The 17540-nt window shown below is 64.1% G+C and carries 16 protein-coding genes; 10 read left to right on the top strand and 6 right to left on the bottom strand.

Annotated elements, in window-relative coordinates:
• Positions 1-83 precede the first annotated feature (83 nt).
• Together ACSMXM_RS11545 and ACSMXM_RS11540 are read right to left on the bottom strand one after the other, a co-directional pair.
• Positions 84-569 carry a DUF192 domain-containing protein gene (locus ACSMXM_RS11545; RefSeq protein ID WP_460316219.1) on the bottom strand — a complete coding sequence of 162 codons (486 nt, stop codon included), beginning with the start codon at positions 567-569 and terminating at the stop codon, positions 84-86.
• Positions 566-1225 carry a cold-shock protein gene (locus ACSMXM_RS11540; protein WP_460316218.1) on the bottom strand — a complete coding sequence of 220 codons (660 nt, stop codon included), beginning with the start codon at positions 1223-1225 and terminating at the stop codon, positions 566-568. The genes ACSMXM_RS11545 and ACSMXM_RS11540 overlap by 4 nt, the downstream gene beginning before the upstream one ends.
• Positions 1226-1360: 135 nt before the next feature.
• On the opposite strand from ACSMXM_RS11540, the gene ACSMXM_RS11535 reads away from it, so the two are divergent.
• The 5 genes from ACSMXM_RS11535 to ACSMXM_RS11515 all read left to right on the top strand — a co-directional run bounded on the left by ACSMXM_RS11535 (position 1361) and on the right by ACSMXM_RS11515 (position 6835).
• A complete protein-coding gene (locus tag ACSMXM_RS11535) occupies positions 1361-2056 on the top strand; it encodes a CoxG family protein (RefSeq protein ID WP_460316217.1) in 696 nt (231 codons plus the stop codon).
• The gene (locus tag ACSMXM_RS11530) at positions 2053-2964 is read left to right on the top strand and encodes an XdhC family protein (protein ID WP_460316216.1); all 912 of its coding nucleotides are present in this window, start codon (positions 2053-2055) and stop codon (positions 2962-2964) included. Before ACSMXM_RS11535 ends, ACSMXM_RS11530 begins: the two co-directional genes overlap by 4 nt.
• Positions 2965-3007: 43 nt before the next feature.
• Positions 3008-4567 carry an NTP transferase domain-containing protein gene (locus ACSMXM_RS11525; RefSeq protein ID WP_460316214.1) on the top strand — a complete coding sequence of 520 codons (1560 nt, stop codon included), beginning with the start codon at positions 3008-3010 and terminating at the stop codon, positions 4565-4567.
• Positions 4568-4709: 142 nt separating this feature from the next.
• On the top strand, positions 4710-6515 hold the full coding sequence (locus tag ACSMXM_RS11520) for a DNA polymerase III subunit gamma/tau (RefSeq protein ID WP_460316213.1): 1806 nt from the start codon (positions 4710-4712) through the stop codon (positions 6513-6515).
• Positions 6512-6835 (top strand): YbaB/EbfC family nucleoid-associated protein, encoded by a 324-nt coding sequence (locus ACSMXM_RS11515; protein WP_460316212.1) that lies wholly within the window; start codon positions 6512-6514, stop codon positions 6833-6835. The genes ACSMXM_RS11520 and ACSMXM_RS11515 overlap by 4 nt, the downstream gene beginning before the upstream one ends.
• 57 nt (positions 6836-6892) lie before the next feature.
• Here the strand turns inward: ACSMXM_RS11515 and ACSMXM_RS11510 are convergent, their stop codons facing one another.
• Together ACSMXM_RS11510 and ACSMXM_RS11505 are read right to left on the bottom strand one after the other, a co-directional pair.
• Positions 6893-8386 carry a Do family serine endopeptidase gene (locus ACSMXM_RS11510; protein WP_460316211.1) on the bottom strand — a complete coding sequence of 498 codons (1494 nt, stop codon included), beginning with the start codon at positions 8384-8386 and terminating at the stop codon, positions 6893-6895.
• A gap of 66 nt (positions 8387-8452) precedes the next feature.
• The gene (locus tag ACSMXM_RS11505; RefSeq protein ID WP_460316210.1) at positions 8453-9214 is read right to left on the bottom strand and encodes an SDR family NAD(P)-dependent oxidoreductase; all 762 of its coding nucleotides are present in this window, start codon (positions 9212-9214) and stop codon (positions 8453-8455) included.
• Between the two features lie 249 nt (positions 9215-9463).
• Between ACSMXM_RS11505 and ACSMXM_RS11500 the strand changes: the two genes are divergently transcribed.
• From ACSMXM_RS11500 to ACSMXM_RS11490, 3 genes are read left to right on the top strand one after another with little or no spacing between them, the layout of a single operon-like run.
• Positions 9464-11080 (top strand): peptide MFS transporter, encoded by a 1617-nt coding sequence (locus ACSMXM_RS11500; RefSeq protein ID WP_460316429.1) that lies wholly within the window; start codon positions 9464-9466, stop codon positions 11078-11080.
• A complete protein-coding gene (locus tag ACSMXM_RS11495; RefSeq protein WP_460316209.1) occupies positions 11073-12494 on the top strand; it encodes an amidohydrolase in 1422 nt (473 codons plus the stop codon). Before ACSMXM_RS11500 ends, ACSMXM_RS11495 begins: the two co-directional genes overlap by 8 nt.
• Positions 12491-13822: an amidohydrolase family protein gene (locus ACSMXM_RS11490; RefSeq protein ID WP_460316207.1), complete on the top strand. Its 1332-nt coding sequence runs from the start codon at positions 12491-12493 to the stop codon at positions 13820-13822. Before ACSMXM_RS11495 ends, ACSMXM_RS11490 begins: the two co-directional genes overlap by 4 nt.
• Positions 13823-13825: 3 nt before the next feature.
• On the opposite strand, the gene ACSMXM_RS11485 is transcribed toward ACSMXM_RS11490, so the two are convergent.
• Positions 13826-15010 carry a PEP-CTERM sorting domain-containing protein gene (locus tag ACSMXM_RS11485; protein WP_460316205.1) on the bottom strand — a complete coding sequence of 395 codons (1185 nt, stop codon included), beginning with the start codon at positions 15008-15010 and terminating at the stop codon, positions 13826-13828.
• A 191-nt stretch (positions 15011-15201) separates the two neighbouring features.
• On the opposite strand from ACSMXM_RS11485, the gene ACSMXM_RS11480 reads away from it, so the two are divergent.
• Together ACSMXM_RS11480 and arfB are read left to right on the top strand one after the other, a co-directional pair.
• Complete coding sequence (locus ACSMXM_RS11480; protein ID WP_460316204.1) at positions 15202-15630, top strand: protein tyrosine phosphatase family protein; 429 nt, start codon at positions 15202-15204, stop codon at positions 15628-15630.
• A gap of 23 nt (positions 15631-15653) precedes the next feature.
• The gene (gene arfB / locus ACSMXM_RS11475; RefSeq protein WP_460316202.1) at positions 15654-16100 is read left to right on the top strand and encodes an alternative ribosome rescue aminoacyl-tRNA hydrolase ArfB; all 447 of its coding nucleotides are present in this window, start codon (positions 15654-15656) and stop codon (positions 16098-16100) included.
• 90 nt (positions 16101-16190) lie between these two features.
• Here the strand turns inward: arfB and ACSMXM_RS11470 are convergent, their stop codons facing one another.
• A complete protein-coding gene (locus ACSMXM_RS11470) occupies positions 16191-17531 on the bottom strand; it encodes an ammonium transporter (RefSeq protein WP_460316201.1) in 1341 nt (446 codons plus the stop codon).
• Between the last annotated feature and the right edge of the window lie 9 nt (positions 17532-17540).

Here is a 17540-nt window from a genome sequence, read left to right as displayed (position 1 = left end):
GATGCTTTAAGCCCGTATCGGGGGGACTTGGCAAGCGGCTGCGGCGGTTTCGCACCATCGGAAACCCGGCGCCGTCCTCTCGATCATTCCGGCAGAGTATAAATCACCCGATCGCCCGCCCGGGCGCCGATGCGTCCCGCCTCTCCACCTTTCAGTTCCAGGACCGCCTTCACCGGCCCGCGCGACGGATAGGGCGTCGTTGACAGCGGAATGGTGTTGGACGCGACGCTTTCGATGGTGCCGTCGGGCGCAATGAAGATCATGTCGAGCGGGATGTAGGTGTTCCTCATCCAGAAGGAGGCGCTGCGCGGCGGATCATAGGGGAACAGCATGCCCGCGTCCGCCTCCATTTCCTGCCGGTACATCAGTCCCCGCGCCTGCTCTTCCGGCGTGATCGCCAGTTCGATGCGATATTCCCGGGTGCCCGAATCGGTGACGATCTGGAGGGGGACAGTGCCTGCGGTCGCGTCGGCGGCGACGTCCGACCCGCCGGGCGACGACTGGCAGCCCCACACCAGTAACAGCATCATGACGGCAACAAGGTGCCGACCGCACGAAAACCCGGTCACTCTGCGGCTTCTTTCCCTATATTCGGCACCATCTGCCCGTCCCGCTGTCCCTGATAATAGTCATCATTGCCGTGATCAGCATCGGCAATGGCAGCTGCGAGAGGACCCTTGGCCCGTTCGACAATGCGGGCGACGACCAGTTGATCCGGTTCCAGATCCAGCAGCCCGCCCCGGCGCACGGTTTCCATGTGGATGAAAACATCCTTCGATCCGTCGTTGTCCCGGACCAGAAAGCCGTACCCCTTCAGCCGATTAAACCATTTGACCCGGCATGGTTCGAACGGCCCCGCCTTTTCCAGCAGTTTCAGCGGATCGTCATGGTCGCGACTCGGGCCGGCATCGGGATCGGGGCCGATCGCGGTCGAAAGGTCGATTTCGGTCAGCCTCAACGCCTGTCGACCACGCGGTCGGTCAACGGCCAGGCAAGCCACGGTCGCGCCCTCCGGCAGCGCACGTCGGCCATGTTCCTTCAGGCAGGAAAAATGCACCAGAACATCGCTACCGCCATCATCCGGCACAATAAATCCATAGCCCCGAACGCTGTCGAACCATTTGACGGTTCCTGCGAGCTTGATAGTCTCCTCGGCGGCATCCTGTGCCGATGCGGCACGATCTTCGTCGTCGACTGCCTCCAATCCGTCCCCACTCGCGTTCACAAATATGGTCCCCTGTGCAATTTCGTTACACCCAAAGGACAGTATAGCAACAAATCCTCGTCTCTTGAACCTTAACTATGATCTTAGTAGCGGGCGAAGACGATCTCATTGGCAGCCTGATTAAGGAGACGCGTGATGCAGATCACGGGACAACAGGAAATTTCCGCATCGCGGCAAGACGTTTGGGCGGCCTTGATGGACCCGGACACGCTGGCCCGTTGCATTGACGGAGTCGAGTCGCTGACGCGCACCGACGACGGTTTTGCAGGCGAAATGAACGCGAAAGTCGGCCCGGTCCGCGCAAAGTTCAAAGGCGCCGTGACGATTACCGAATCCGATCCCCCCAGCCGTTATGTGTTGGTAGGCGAGGGCAAGGGCGGCGTCGCGGGTTTCGCCAAGGGCAGTGCGGAAATCGACCTTGCCGAGCCAGCACCGGGAACCACGCTGCTGACCTATACGGCATCGTCGCAGGTCGGCGGCAAGCTGGCGCAGCTCGGCGCGCGTCTGGTCGAGGGCGCGGCCAAGGGCTATGCCGAACGCTTCTTCGAGAATTTCCGCGCGGAGGTGGAAGGCGCTTTACCAGCCGAATCACCACCGGCCCCTGTTTCTGTTTCTGCTCCGGCTCCGGCTCCGGAGGCGGCGACAATCACCGAAGCCGGTCCGACAGAAAACGGCGCGCCTCAGACTGCCAATTCCGAGGAGGCCGCACCCGTGGGCGCCGTCGACGCCAACGAGCCGTTTCGCGCATCCGGGCGCGGCCTCGGCCCCGCAGGCTGGGCCTTGATCGTCGTTGCGATCGCCGCCGGGATCGTTGCCCTTCAATTCCTGTGAATGACATTTACCGCACCGCGCGAAGCTGGCTGAACGATGGCCACCGCGTCGCCGTGGCAACAGTGACACGGACCTGGGGGTCCGCGCCGCGCGGCCAGGGCGCGCATCTGTTCATCCGCGACGACGGCCTGTTCGAGGGATCGGTGAGCGGCGGCTGCGTCGAAGGTGACGTGGTGACGGAGGCGCTGTCCGCGCTCGACACAGAGGTGCCAAAGCGCCTGTCCTACGGCGTTGCCGATGCAAAGGCGTGGGAGGTGGGGCTGGCCTGCGGCGGACAGATAGAAATATTGGTGCAGCCGGTGGGCGCCCACGGCTTTGCCCGCGAATATCTGGACCGCATCATCTCCAGTCGGGACGCCGGCAAGATGCTGACGCTCTATACAGGCACTGACGGCGTCACCTCGGAACAGGCGGCGGAAGGCGCATTCGCGCGCAGCTATTCACCGCCTTTGGCCCTGATGATCGTCGGTGCGGTGCACATTTCCCAGGCGCTGATCCCCATTGCGCGGACGCTCGGCTATGATGTGCGGGCGGTCGATCCACGCGGTAATTTTGCGAAGGGTGAGCGGTTTGCCGGCATCGACATCGACGATCGCTGGCCCGACGAAGCGCTGGCGGAATGGCGACCGGGCGCGGCCAGTGCCGTCGTCACGCTGACCCACGATCCGAAACTCGACGATCCGGCGCTGATCGCCGCGCTCCGCTCCGACGCCTTTTATATCGCTGCGCTGGGGTCCCGGCGCACGCATGCCGCGCGCGTGGAAAGATTGCTGGCAGAGGGATTTTCCGAGTCCGACATTGCCCGGATCAAGGGGCCGGCGGGCCTCGACATCGGCGCCGCCAATCCGCCGGAAATCGCACTGAGCGTGGCGGCGGAAATGGTCGCCACATGGCGATCCCGCCACTGAAGTGGACTTTGGAAACTTCCCTCTCGAGCGGTGCGAAGGTGCCGTGCTCGCGCATCGCCATGCCGGGCTGGCCAAGGGGACCGTCCTTTCGGCCGACGATATAAAACAGGTTCGGCGCTCCGGCCTGGCGCATCTGCCGGTCGCCATTCCGGAACCCGGCGACATTGCGGAAGACGAAGCCGCCAGCAGGCTGGCGGCGATCCTTGCCAGCGACACGGTAACAGCCGATCCCGCCCGGCACGGGCGTGTGAACCTGCGCGCCGCCGGGGACGGCGTGGTACGGATCAGCCGCGACAGCATCGATGCGGTCAATGCGGTTGCCGAGCCCATCACGCTCGGTGCGCTGGCCGATTGGCAACGCGTGCGGCGCGGCGACATCGTCGCCACGGTCAAGATTATTCCGTTTTTCGTTGCCGGTGACCTGATTGCAGAGGCAGCCCGCGCCGCCGCGCCGCTGCATGTTGCGCCTTTTGCATCGACAGACGTGCTGCTGATTCAAACGCGGCTGGCGGAGACGGCGGAAAAAATGCTGCTGAAGACCGCGAAGGTTACTCAGGCGCGCGTCGAATCCCTGGGCGGGCATATGCGAGAGGCGCCCCGCCCTGCCCACGACGTCGCGGCACTGGCCGACATGCTAAAGACGGCGCATGCCGACCTGATCCTGATCGCCGGCGCCTCTGCGACATCCGACCGGCGCGACGTCATTCCCGCCGCGCTGGAGGCTGCGGGCGGCAAGGTGGAGCGGCTGGGCATGCCGGTCGATCCGGGCAATCTGCTGCTGTTGGGCAGCATGGACGGGCGCCCGGTAATCGGCCTGCCCGGCTGCGCACGAAGCCCGAAGCGCAATGGTTTCGACATGGTGCTGGAACGTATTTTCGCGGGGCTCGTCGTAACGGCGGAGGACATTGCGCGCATGGGCATTGGCGGCGTCCTGGCGGAGGTCGAACGGCCGGACCCAAGGGAGGCGGCGCCGGATCGCGCCGTGCGTACCGTCGGCGCCCTGATCCTCGCCGCAGGGCGTTCGACGCGCATGGGCACCAACAAGCTGATCGCGCCGTTGGCAGATGGTACGGTGGTGGGAAAAACGGTCGCTGCGGCGCAATCGGCCGATCTGCCGCTGCTCGTCGTAACCGGTCACGAGGCGGAAAGCACATGCGCGGCGCTGCCCGCCGACATCGCCTATGTCCATGCCGACGCCTATGCCGACGGCATGGGCGCATCCCTGGCGGCCGGAATCAGGGCGCTGCCACCGGAATGGGATGCCATCATCATCATGCTGGGCGACATGCCGCTGGTCGAACCGGAATTGCTGCGCAGCATGATTGCCGCGGCAAGGGACAGCTCCACGATCGTCACGCCGGTGCGTGACGGGCGGCGCGGCAATCCGGTGCTGTGGGGCCGCGACCATTTCGCCGCCCTGGCCGGAATCGAGGGCGATTTCGGCGGCAAGACCTTATTGGCGCAGCGGCAGGAACATATCGCCGACGTAGAGGCTCCGTCCGATGCGATCTTTCTGGACTGCGATACGCCGGAAACGCTGGAGAGGATAAGGAAAATCGCTGCAGGGAACGGGACCGACCCTGCCAAGGATGCCCCCAGCTAGGCTGCAAGGCCCTCTGGCCAGCACCCTGTCCCTGCCCATCGTGCGCGACTGTGCCGGACCGACAGGCAATGCGCGTTAGGGGCGCGTCGGAAACCAGCACTCAGCCTTCGACATTCGGTCGCCGGGACCCTACATTCAGGGCATGTCGGAATTCGCCCTTGAACCCACACCCCCCGCTGGCCCGAAGGCGGAATACCGCGTTCTGGCCCGTAAATACCGCCCGACCAAATTTGCCGACCTGATCGGTCAGGACGCGATGGTGCGGACGCTGGGCAATGCCATCGCAAAGGACAGGATCGCCCACGCCTTTCTGATGACAGGGGTACGCGGCGTCGGAAAGACCTCCACCGCCCGCCTGATCGCAAAGGCGCTGAACTGTGTAGGCCCGGACGGCACCGGCGGGCCGACGATCGACCCGTGCGGCGTCTGCGAACCCTGCAAGGCGATTACCGACGGGCGCTTCATCGACGTGGTGGAAATGGACGCCGCATCGCATACCGGCGTCGACGACATGCGCGACGTGATCGATTCGGTGCGCTACGCCGCCGTTTCCGGCCGCTACAAGATCCACATCATCGACGAAGTCCACATGCTGTCGAAAAGCGCGTTCAACGCGCTGTTGAAGACGCTGGAGGAACCGCCGGACCATGTGAAATTCATCTTTGCCACCACAGAGCTGAACAAGGTTCCGGTAACGGTCCTGTCCCGGACGCAGCGTTTCGACCTGAAGCGTATCCCGTCGGACCTGCTGGTCGAACATTTCGCCAGCATCGCGGAAAAGGAGAACGTCGCAATAGAGGCGGATGCCATCCGCCTGATCGCCGCCGCTGCGGAAGGCTCCGTCCGCGATGGCCTGTCGCTTCTGGATCAGGCGATTGCGCACGGTGCGGGCGAAATCAGCGCAGAGGCGGTCCGCACCATGCTGGGCCTCAGCGACCGGGGCCGCACGCGTGCGCTGCTGGCGGCTGTACTGACCGGCGATGCACAGGCCGCATTAAAGGAACTGAACGAGCAATATGTGCTGGGCGTCGCCCCGGACATGGCGATCGAGGCGCTGCTGGAAACGGTGCACGCCATCACCCGCGTTCAGGTTGGTGCCGAAGTGGACCTGGTCATGTCCGCCGAAGGGCACAAGCAGATCGGCGAATGGGCCGAGGCGATGAGCGCGGCAACCCTCCACCGCTTCTGGCAATTGCTGCTGAAGGGGCTGGAGGAGGTAAAGCGCGGCACCATGGCGCTGCAGACGGCGGAAATGGTGTTGCTGCGGCTGATCCACGCGGCCGGCATGCCCGATCCGGGCGCGCTGCTGCAGGCGCTGGAATCGAAAACTGTGGACGTGCCACTGGTACGGTCGGAGCCGCCCTTGCCCCAATCGCAGCCGGAAACACGTCATGAGCCGGTCGCCGGAGAGGACCGTTCCGGGCGGGTCGCAGACGGGAACATGCTCAGCCGCGACGTTCCGTCGCCCGCCGACAATGTTTCCATTATCCCGCGCGCGCCCTTGACGAAGGCGGTGCCAGGCGCAGCGTCTGCACAGGCGGGCCCGTCCTCGTTCGGCGAGGTGATCGCCCATGTCGAGGAGCAGGTGGAGCCGGAGCTGCTTATCTGGCTGGACCAGCGGGCGGGCCTGGTCAGTTTCGCGCCGGACCGCATCGTCCTGAGCGGGCGGCGTGCATCGGATCGCGATCCGGAGTTCGCGACCTTGAAGCGCCTGATGGCGGACAAATATGGCAATGCAGTCGACCTGCAGTTCGATGCCAGCGCCGCCGACCGGGCGAGAACCGGCCAGCAAATGGAGGAGGACCAGGCGCGCGAGCGGGAGACCCGCGTGCGGACCGACCCCAATTTCATCCGGGCGCTGGCAGCGTTTCCGGACGCCGAACTGATCGACTATGATATAGATGACACGGCCGCGGTGACGGCCAGGGAACAAAGGACAGCCCGATGAAATCCATGGAAGAAATCATGCGCGCCGCGCAGAACGTACAGGAACAGCTGGCGCAGGCGCAGGCAAAGCTCGACGATATCGAGGTCGAGGGGCAGTCGGGCGGCGGTCTGATCACCGTCCGCGCCACGGCGAAGGGCCGCATCGTCAAGGTCGACATCGACCCCTCCCTGCTGGTGCCCGACGACAAGGAAATGCTGGAGGACCTTGTCGCGGCGGCGTTCAACGACGCCAAGACGAAGGCGGATGCCGCCGGTCAGGCGGAGATGGAAAAAATGTCCAGCTCCCTGCCGCTGCCGCCGGGATTCAAGCTGCCGTTCTAGGCGCGCGCAAAGGGCGGGGGCCGACATAGGCCCAATGTCCTTTTCGTCGGGCGGTCTTTAGCTGCGACAGCGGAAGAAATTGGGCGGTTGGTACAGACATTCCGCGACCTGCCCCCCGCGCGAGAACCGCACATTGGTGGCTGCACCCGGGTTTGACAGCGCGCGCTGCAGCCCGGCGACCGTCGTTACCGCGTCGCCATTGATCGCCAGAATCAGATCGCCGGTCCGGACGAAATTCAGCCGGGCAGCGGGTGCAGCGCGGGTCAGACCCGTCACGATGATGCCCGATTCCGGGACGCCATTGCCAATTTCGCTGGCTAGCCGCGGGCTGAGATTCGCGACGCGGATGCCGGTCAAGATATGTTCGCCGTTCAGCAGCGTCTCGTCGCGCGGCGGCGTTTCGGGCGGCTCGACCAGGCGCACGGACAGCCGCTGTTCGCCATCGTCACGCAGGACGGTGATGGGTACACTTTCACCCAGGGGCCGACTGCCTGCCAGATACCGCAGCGTGCCGGGGTCCGTTGCCGCCTGTCCATCGACAGCGATGATGACGTCGCCAACGCGCAGGCCGGCGCGCTGGGCGGGACCACCCTCGCTGATCTCCCGAACCAGAACGCCGGACGGCCGATCTAGGCCCAGACTGCCGGCGAGTTCCCGCGTCACTGCCTGCGTTTGCGCGCCGAGCCAAGGGCGGACGACACGGCCGGTCTTCGCGCCTGCCAGGAATTGGCGGACCATGTTGACGGGAATGGCAAAACCAATGCCGTTGGAGCCGCCGGATCGTGAATAAATCGCGGTATTTACGCCCACCAGGCTGCCATCCATCGAGATGAGCGCGCCGCCGGAATTGCCCGGATTGATGGCGGCGTCGGTCTGCAGGAAGAATTGATAGTCGGAAATGCCGACGCCGGTGCGCGCGACGGCGGAAACGATGCCACTGGTCACTGTCTGGCCCACGCCAAAGGGATTGCCGATCGCGACGACGATATCGCCGACCTCCGTCCGCTCCGAATCGCCTAGCGTGACGGTCGGCAGGGCGACACCGCCCGTATCCACTTGCAACAGCGCCAGATCCAGCTGCGCATCGGCGAACAGCAATTTTGCCGGGAATTCGCGCCGGTCGGTCAGGGCGACGAGGATCTGGTCGGCGCCCTCCACGACATGGTTATTGGTAACGATCAGCCCATCCTCCCCGACGATAACGCCGGACCCCAGCGATTGCTGGGTGCGCGGCGGCGCCGACATGCGGCCACGGCCAAAGAACTGGTCGAAAAAGGGATTTCCCGTGCGCGAGCCGGGGACCGTGCGCGCCGAATAGACATTGACGACGGCCGGCGCGACCTCCTGCACCAAGGGCGCGTAGGACAGCAGCACTTCTTCCTGGCTACCGGGCAAACGCCGTGCCTTGCCCAAGGTATCGGCGCCGTCCTCGACAACGTCGGCAATCTGCTGGGCGACCGCCTGAGGACGCGACTGGTTCCATGCAAAGGCAAAGGCGATTCCCGCCATCAGGCCGCAAATCAGGGTGAGAAGGCGTCCGGTTTTCATCATGCCGTTACGTTAGCGGGAACCCTGTTTCCCACGAAAGGAGAAACTTCGCTGGGACTTCGTCGCGGCTCAGATCAGACGCGCGCTGTGGCCCCCATCGACGGAAATATGCGTGCCTGTGGTAAAGGCCGCTTCGTCGCTGGCCAGATAGACGATCGCGCCGTCCAGTTCGTGTGGGTTTCCAAATCGGCCCGCCGGGGTCCGGCGGATGTAACGCTGGCCACGCTCGCTTTCCTCGAACTCCGTCGTCATCTCTGACGTGAAATAGCCGGGACATACGCAATTGGCGCGAATGCCGCGCGGCTGCAGCTCTATGGCGATGGCGCGGGTCATGTGAAGGACCGCTGCCTTGGTCGCGCAGTAGAGCGTCTGGCCCGGCAGGACGCCAAGGGCGAGCATCGACGCGACATTGATGATGGACCCACCATGGTCGCGCGCAACGGCAAGACGTGCAAAATCGCGGCTGACGCGCCACACGCCCTTTACATTGACATTGAAATGTTCGTCGAAATCGTCGCGCCCGCTTTCAAGGAAGGGCACGACTTTCCCGATGCCCGCCGAATTGACGAGAATGTCCAGCCTGTCGGTCAGATCCTCGATGCGGGCAAAGGCCTCAGCCAAATTTTCCCGGTCCGTTACGTCCATGCCAATGGCATGCGCGGTTCCGCCAGAAGCCTCGATTTCGCCGACCAGGTCGTTCAGCCGATCCTCGCGACGGGCGCCGACGATCAGGGTCGCCCCCTCTTGCGCCATGGCAAGCGCGGCACTGCGGCCCAGCCCCGAGGAAGCGCCGGATACGAGTGCTGTCTTGCCCTTCAGGCGGTCGGTCATCTGAAGCCTCCATCAAACCCGTTCACGCGCCAAGCGCCGGGGTGGCACAGGCGATAGCAGGTGCTGGAAACACATGCCCCTAGCGAAACCCAGTGGTTACGGGAGGGCCGCCCGAAGGCATGTCGCCCTTCCCGCTTTTCTTAATTGGCAGGGCGCAGTAGGGTTTTCGATTAGAGGGTACGGTCGGCGCGGAGACGGCCGCCCGCGCGTTACACAGGTAAACAGGGGGAGTTAGCCCAAATGCCGAACATGTCCGCCGGCTCGTCAGCGGGGCTGCCGCCCACAGATAGTGCAGGCACTTTCTTCGGACACCCCAAGGGTCTGTTTGTCCTGTTCTTTGCCGAAATGTGGGAGCGTTTCTCATATTACGGTATGCGCGCGCTGCTGATTTTCTACCTGGTGAAGCATTGGGCATTTTCCGACAGCGAAGGGTCCGTGATCTACGGTGCCTATACCGCACTTGTTTACATCACCCCCGTCGTCGGCGGCTATCTGGCCGACAGATATCTGGGGCAGCGAAAAGCGGTCACCTATGGCGCGATCCTGTTGACCCTGGGCCACTTCCTAATGGCGTTCGAGGGCGACGGCGCACTGGGACAGGCCAATCCGATGATGCCGATATTCTGGCTGGCGCTGGCGCTGATCATCGTCGGCACAGGTTTTCTAAAGGCGAATATTTCCGTGATCGTCGGCCAGCTTTATACGCGCACCGACATTCGCCGTGATCCGGCATACACGATTTTCTACATCGGCATTAATCTCGGCGCCGCTTTGGGATCTTTGCTGTGTGGCTATATCGGCGAGACCTATAGCTGGGCCTATGGCTTTGGTCTGGCGGGATTCGGTATGCTGGCCGGCCTGCTCGTCTTCATCCGTGGCAAACCATTGCTGCTCGGCCGCGGAGAGGCCAAGGATCCTGCCCGCCTGAAGGAGAAGGTGGCCGGGCTGAACCTCGAATGGTGGATGTACCTGGCCGGGCTGGGAATGGTCGCACTTTGCTGGCTGGCCATCCAGAACCAGTCGCTGGTCGGCTATATGCTGGGCGGATTCGGCGGCGCGCTGGTCCTCTATGTCATCTTCATCGCCGTCGCGAAGCTGCCGGCGCATGACCGCGACCGGATTTTCGCGGCGCTGTTCCTGATCCTGACGTCGATCATCTTCTGGGCGCTGTTCGAGCAGGCTGGATCCTCGCTGAACCTGTTCACCGACCGGCATGTCGACCGCGGCGGGGTACCCGCCTCCGTCTTTCAGTCGATCAATGCCATTTACATCATCCTGCTGGGCCCAGTCTTTGCGATCCTGTGGACCTGGCTGGGTCGCCACCGGCGCGAACCGTCTACGCCGCTGAAATTCGGCATGGGCGTGGTGCAGGTGGGGTTGGGCTTTCTCGTGCTGGTATGGGGCGCCGAATGGGTCGGCGTCGACGTGCCGACACCGGTCATCTTTATCTTTCTGGTCTATCTGTTCCACACGACCGGCGAGCTGTGCCTGTCACCGGTCGGCCTAAGCGCCATGAACCGTCTGGCACCGGTGCACATGGCCAGCCTGATCATGGGCACCTGGTTCTTTGCTTCGGCCACCGGCAATTTCGCCGCCGGGCTGATCGCATCCGCAACGGGTGGCGAAGGACTGGAGGGCGCGGAAGCGGGCAAGACCGTCGTGCTGGACGTCTATCAGACGGTGGGCGTGTTCGCGATGGGCGTCGGCGTTGCCGTCATGATCGTCTCACCGCTCATCAAGAAGCTGATGCATCTCGACACGCTGACCGACGATGATGTCGACCACAGCCTTGCAGGCCAGCAGGAGCTCGCGGAACCACAGGCAGCAGGTATGGACCCGAGACCGGAGCAGAAACCACGTGCATAAGCTTCTTCCCCTGACCGCCGCCATCGCGCTGGCGGCCTGTGCCACGACGTCCGGCGATTCGCCTGCGGGAAGCTCTGCCGCCGCGTCCGACCTGCCGGCGGCCCGCGCGGACAATCCCTACCCATCGGCCTATGCGCCCTATGCCGCCCGCACCACGCTGATCGAAAACGCGAATATCTACGACGGCGCAGGCGGCAGGATCATGGGGGGAATGGTCCTGATGCAGGACGGCCGGATTGCCGCGATCGGACAGGATCTGACCGCGCCTGCCGATGCGGAACGGATTGACGCCGCCGGTAAATGGGTCACGCCAGGTATCATCGACATTCATTCCCATCTGGGCAATTACGCGTCCCCCGGTGTAGATGCGCACAGCGACGGCAATGAAGTAACCGGCCCCGTGACGGCGGAGGTTCATGCCGAACATGGCGTCTGGCCGCAGGATCCGGGGTTTACCCGCGCACTGGCTGCGGGCGTCACCACGCTGCACGTTCTGCCGGGATCCGCCAATCTGTTCGGCGGGCGCGGCGTCACGCTGAGAAACGTGCCCGCGCGGTCGGTGCAGGAAATGAAGTTTCCAAACGCCCCCTACAGCCTGAAAATGGCCTGCGGCGAGAACCCTAAGCGGGTGTACGGCAGCAAGGGCCGGATGCCTGGCAGCCGGATGGGCAATTTCGCGCTGTACCGCATGACCTGGCAAAAGGCGGTGGAATATGACCGTCAATGGGACGCCTGGGACGAGAAGGTGGAGGACGGCACCGCCAAGGCGAAGGACATGCCGAAACGCGACCTTCAGCTCGATACGCTGCGCGGTGTTCTGGACGGCGAAATCCTGGTGCAGAATCATTGCTATCGCGCCGATGAAATGGCGCTGATCCTCGATCTGGCCAAGGAATTCGGCTATAAGGTCAGCGCGTTTCACCACGCGGTCGAAGCCTACAAGATCGCCGACCTGCTGAAGGAAACCGGCACCTGCGCGGCGATGTGGGCGGACTGGTGGGGCTTCAAGATGGAAAGCTATGACGGCATCCGCGAAAACATCCCCTTCGTTCATGCGGCGGGCGCATGTGCCATCACCCATTCGGACGACGATATCGGCATTCAGCGGCTGAATCAGGAAACCGCCAAAGCACTGGCCGACGGCAATCGCGCCGGGCTGGACATTTCCCACGAAACCGCATGGACGTGGGTCGGCATCAACCCCGCAAGGGCGCTGGGCATCGACAAGGAAATCGGCAGCCTGGAAGCGGGCAAGCGCGCCGACGTCGTCCTGTGGAACGGCGAACCGTTGAGCGTCTATGCCCGCCCGGAGCAGGTCTGGATCGACGGCGCCCTGCTGTACGACGTCAATACGGGCCTGCGCCCGGTCAGCGATTTTGAACTGGGCCAGCCCGGTGAAGGAGACCCGAAATGAGCCGGAATCTGGCAGCTAGAGGCGCTGGGCTGATCCTGCTGGCAGGCGCGGCACTGGGGTTTTCCGCCACGGCCTTCGCGCAGTCCTTTACGATCACCAATGCCCGCCTGATCGATGGAACGGGCGGCGCGGAGCAGGCGAATGTCACCATCACCGTGCGCGATGGACGCGTGGCAGATGTTGGCACCGGCGCTGCACCGGCAGGGGTGGAAACAATCGACGCCGCCGGCGCCTATGTCACACCCGGCATCGTCGCGGCAGCAAGCCAGCTGGGCATCGTAGAGGTAAATGGCGTTGCGCCCACCAACGACGTCTCTGCCAGCCGCAGCCCCTATTCCGCATCGCTGGATGTCGCCGATGCGCTGAATCCTGCATCGGCCGCCATTGGTGTGGCGCGGATCGAGGGCGTAACCCGCGCCGTCGTACAGCCGGGTGCGGGCGGGGATTTGTTCGGCGGAATTGGCAGGCCGATCACGCTGGCTGCCGAGAGGGCGGACATGACCGTCCCCGGCACCGCCTTTCAGGTGATCCAATTGGGCGAAACCGGCGCAGCAAGAGCGGGCGGCAGTCGCGCCGCGGCCTTTGCGCGTCTGGATGACGCTCTGGCCGAGGCTCGCGCATTTTCCCGCAATCCCGATGGTTACAGCTTTGGCCGCAGCGAGGATTCGCTGCTGACGCGGGCAGATGCGGAGGCGCTGGTCGATGTTCTGGAGGGTCGCACCGCTGCCCTGTTCCAGGTCGACCGTGCCAGCGACATACGTCGTGTCCTGGCGCTGCGGAGCGACTATCCGCAGATGAAGATGATCCTGGTCGGCGTTGCGGAGGGATGGCTGGTCGCGGACGAACTGGCGCAGGCAGGGGTGCCCGTCATCGCCGTTCCGATGCAGAATTTGCCCAGCCGGTTCGAAACGCTGGGCGCGACCCAGTCGAATATCGGACGCATGGTCGCAGCCGGGGTGAAGGTCGCAGTCGCCGATGTCGGCAGCCCCTCCATCAGCCCGCAACTGCCACAGCAGGCGGGGCAATTGGTGGCGCAGGCACGCATCCCCGGCGCAACCGGCCTGACGCACGAGCAGGCCATCGCCGCCATTACCAGCGTCCCCGCCGACATGTTCGGAATGAGGGGTGCGGGCCGCATCACGCCGGGTTCGCTGGCCGACATCGTGATCTGGTCGGGCGATCCGCTGGAAACAGCCAGCGCCCCTACCGCCATCTGGATCGAGGGCGTGGAGCAGCCGATGGACAGCCGGCAAAGCCGTCTGGCGGACCGTTATAATCCGACCAAGGCCCCAACCGGACTGCCCCGGCAATATTCGCGCAGCCGCTAGACGCTAAACCTTGCGACGGCGACGCAGGGTGCCCACCAAAGCCAGCCCGGCGACAAACAGACCGACCGCAGCCGGTGCCGGGACCGCGACGGCGGTGCTGGAAGCATTGCCGAAACCGGCAAGGTGACGCGAAGGCTGCGCGACATCTTCGAACGGCGGCAGATCGCCAATGGGAAGGGCCGCAGACGGTCCGCCTTCGATCGGCGTCAGCAAATCTGCCGCGGTCGTTACGACATGCGGCCCACGCACCAGTTCGACCCTGCCCGCCGCCGCCGTCAGGGCGTTCTCGTGCAGCTCTATCTCTACATCGGTACGATTTTCGATGAACGTGTTGGTGCCGGAGGCGCGATAATTGGTGAAGCTGTTATTGCCGATAAAGACGAATCCGTCGGGATTAACGAATTGCCCGCCCTTGTAGCGTTCAAAGCCATAGGCAATGGCAGTGTTGGAGGGGCTGTTCGCCCCCTTGATGAGTTCCGAATCCTCAACGACGAGCTGTCCGCCCTCCGGCACGTCGATCAAATAGCTGGAGGTTCCCTGGCGACCGTCCAGCGTCACGTCGCGGATGGTCGTGCGAAGCGCGCGCGATTTGACCAGATGCCCTGTTACGTTCTTTGAAAAGGTGGAATCCTCGACCACCAGTTCCCCGATGCTGTTGCCGACATAAAGACCATGGGTCAGAACGCCCGACCCGCCGGGGCTGTAGAAATCGTGGAATTGTGAATTCCGCACGGTCAAGGTGCTCTCGGGATCGCTGGAACCGACGAGGATGCCGTGCTCCGCCTTGCCAAAGCTGCTGTTCAGCACCGTCAGATTGCGGCCCTGCATACGGATGCCGGCGCCGTTCTGATCCCGCACGAAGGCATTCTGGAAACGCAGACCGTCGATCGTGATGTTCTGGCCATCCGTGACGAACAGGGCTTTTCCGGCAACAGTACCGCCCGACACAATGACGCTGCCCGCCGCCGCGCCGGGCGCTGTGCGGATGACGAGGTTATCGGCATTCCATTGCGCCCCTTGGGTATAGGTGCCCGCATCAATCTCAATAACGTCTCCCGCGCGGGCGGCACTGGCGGCCGCAGGCAGGGTTTTCAGCGCACGGGTCGCGCCGACCTGCAGGGTGGCCGCCTGCGCGGCGAAAGGCAGCAATATTGTAACGGTACATGAAATCAGGGTTTTGCGGCCCATCCGAACTCTCCAAACAAAAAACAGTTCGCCCCCCGGCAGCAGCAGCGCCGACACCCGGCCAGACCGCTATTGAGAGGGTCAATCGGCGAAATATGTCACGCCGTACATAGCCGCGCGACGAACTGTGGGGCGTATCCGACGTTACGCCGCCGCCACTTTCATGCGGCGCGCCGATCTGGCAGAAGCGTGGCATGGATATTCGAAAGCTGGACGGCGCCGCCTCGGCCGCGCCGCAAATCACGCCCGCCGACATTGCCGAAATCAAGGCGGCAGGATTTCACGGCCTGATCAATAACAGGCCCGATCACGAGGATAAGGGGCAGCCCACCAATGGGGAAATCGCCGCGGCGGCGGCGGACGCCGGCCTGAGCTATGCCCATGTGCCGCTGGGGCGCGAGCCGATGACCGAAGCGCTGGTGAAGGATATGCGCGAGGCGCTGAACCGGGTGGGGGAGCCCGCCCTGATGTTCTGCCGTTCGGGTACGCGGTCCACGACGCTGTGGGCGCTGGCGGAAGCCGGTGAAGGGCGCGACGTCGACGAAATCATCAAGCTGGCGGCAGATGCAGGCTATGATTTGGCGCCGATGCGGAACACGCTGGAGACGCTCGCGAAGCGGTGAGCGGGGCGGACGCTGGCGTAGACATGAGCGAGGCCGCGAACATGGAGGGACGCCTGTCGATAGGCCGAGGCCTGTCGATCGGCGAGGATGAGCTGAAGGAAAGCTTCGTTCGCGCCTCTGGCCCGGGTGGGCAGAACGTCAACAAGGTGTCGACGGCCGTCTCGCTGCGCTTCGACCTGACCGCATCAGCGCTGCCTGAACCCGTGAAACGCCGCGCCGCCAGTGCCGCCGGCCAGCGCCTGACCAAGGCGGGCGAGATCGTCATGCGCGCCGATACGCACCGCACACTGGCGGCCAATCGGGAGGCCGCGCGTGCCCGCCTGCTGGCGCTGCTGACCGAGGCCGCAATACCTCCGCGGTTCCGGGTGAAGACGAAACCCAGCCGGTCCGCACGGGCGAAACGGGTTGACCGAAAGGTGGTGCGGGGCCGGAAAAAGGCTCTGCGACAGCGCCCCCCCGGGGACGAATGAAAACCGGCGGCGGTGCCAGCCACTTCATGACATAAAAAGGGGCCGGGCAGCTTATGCCGCCCGGCCCCCGTTTTTCAGCAGTATCGGACCCTAGTAGTTGTAGGCCCGTTCGCCATGTTCCGCGAGGTCGAGACCCTCGCGTTCCGCTTCTGCCGTGACCCGGCCACCGGTGACGGCCTTGGCGATGAAGGCGGCAATTGCGGTACCGACCGCAGCCCAGACGATGGCTACCAGGACGGCAACGATCTGGATGCCCACCTGCGAACCCATGGCGGTGGAGCCATCGCCCGGCCCGCCGATGAAGGGCTGGTAGACAATGCCCGTACCAATGGCGCCGACGATGCCGCCGACCCCGTGAATGCCAAAGGCGTCCAGCGAGTCGTCGAAGCCCATCTTCGGCTTCAGTACACTGACCACGAAGAAGCAGACAATCGAGGCAGCGGCGCCCAGAATGATGGCACCGAACGGTCCGCTATTGCCCGCCGCCGGGGTGACGGCGACCAGACCGGCAATGACGCCGGAGCAGAAACCGAGCGCAGAGCCCTTGCGACCGGTAAGCTTCTCCGTGAGCATCCAGAACAGGCCACCCGCAGCCGTCGCGACGAAGGTGTTGATCATCGCCAGGCCGGCAAAGCCGTCCGCCTCAAGCTCCGACCCGGCGTTGAAGCCGAACCAGCCCACCCACAGAAGACCGGTACCGATCATCGTCATGGTCAGGGAGTGCGGTGGCATCCGCTCAGACGGATAACCAGCGCGCTTGCCAAAGATCAGAGCCGCGACCAGCGCCGACACACCGGCATTGATGTGTACGACCGTGCCGCCCGCAAAATCGAGCGCGCCCATTTCGAACAACAGGCCGCCGCCCGCCCACACCATGTGCGCGATGGGGAAATAGGTGATCGTCAGCCAAATGATCGTGAAAACCATGACGGCGGAGAACTTCGTACGCTCCACGATGCCGCCCAGAACCAGCGCGGCGGTGATCGCGGCAAAGGTCATCTGGAAGGAAATGAAGACATATTCCGAAATCACTTCGTCAGAGAAGGTCGCCGCCGTCGAATCCGGCGTGACGCCAACAAGGAAGAACTTGCCCCACGAAACGAAGGAATTCCCCTCTGGACCGAAGGCCATGCCATAGCCCCACATGACCCAGACCAGCATGGCGAGTGCCGCGACGGCCCCAACCTGCGTCATCGTCGACAGCATGTTCTTTGTGCGGACGAGGCCGCCATAGAACAGGGCGAGGCCGGGAATGATCATCAGAAGGACGAGGATCGTTGCCGTCATCATCCATGCATTATTGCCAGGATTCGGCACGGCGACGTTTTCGGCCGCGGGCGCAATGGCGGCGACCCCCTCCTGCGCCCAGGCCGGAAGAGCGGCGAACGCCCCCAGGGCCAGCGCGGTTGCTGAGCGAATTGTTCGTGTCATGAAATTTCC

The organism is Pacificimonas sp. ICDLI1SI03, assembly GCF_054740865.1.
The sequence above is the reverse complement of the archived record's forward strand: the minus strand, read 5'-3'. Positions and strand labels throughout refer to the sequence as shown.

Bases quoted from the DNA above. Each gene is read 5' to 3' on its own strand.
- ACSMXM_RS11535 (WP_460316217.1), top strand. From the start codon at position 1,361: ATGCAGATCACGGGACAACAGGAAATTTCCGCATCGCGGCAAGACGTT.
- ACSMXM_RS11520 (WP_460316213.1), top strand. From the start codon at position 4,710: ATGTCGGAATTCGCCCTTGAACCCACACCCCCCGCTGGCCCGAAGGCG.
- ACSMXM_RS11515 (WP_460316212.1), top strand. From the start codon at position 6,512: ATGAAATCCATGGAAGAAATCATGCGCGCCGCGCAGAACGTACAGGAA.
- ACSMXM_RS11510 (WP_460316211.1), bottom strand. From the start codon at position 8,386: ATGATGAAAACCGGACGCCTTCTCACCCTGATTTGCGGCCTGATGGCG.
- ACSMXM_RS11505 (WP_460316210.1), bottom strand. From the start codon at position 9,214: ATGACCGACCGCCTGAAGGGCAAGACAGCACTCGTATCCGGCGCTTCC.
- ACSMXM_RS11500 (WP_460316429.1), top strand. From the start codon at position 9,464: ATGTCCGCCGGCTCGTCAGCGGGGCTGCCGCCCACAGATAGTGCAGGC.
- ACSMXM_RS11490 (WP_460316207.1), top strand. From the start codon at position 12,491: ATGAGCCGGAATCTGGCAGCTAGAGGCGCTGGGCTGATCCTGCTGGCA.
- ACSMXM_RS11485 (WP_460316205.1), bottom strand. From the start codon at position 15,010: ATGGGCCGCAAAACCCTGATTTCATGTACCGTTACAATATTGCTGCCT.
- ACSMXM_RS11480 (WP_460316204.1), top strand. From the start codon at position 15,202: ATGGATATTCGAAAGCTGGACGGCGCCGCCTCGGCCGCGCCGCAAATC.
- arfB (WP_460316202.1), top strand. From the start codon at position 15,654: ATGAGCGAGGCCGCGAACATGGAGGGACGCCTGTCGATAGGCCGAGGC.
- ACSMXM_RS11470 (WP_460316201.1), bottom strand. From the start codon at position 17,531: ATGACACGAACAATTCGCTCAGCAACCGCGCTGGCCCTGGGGGCGTTC.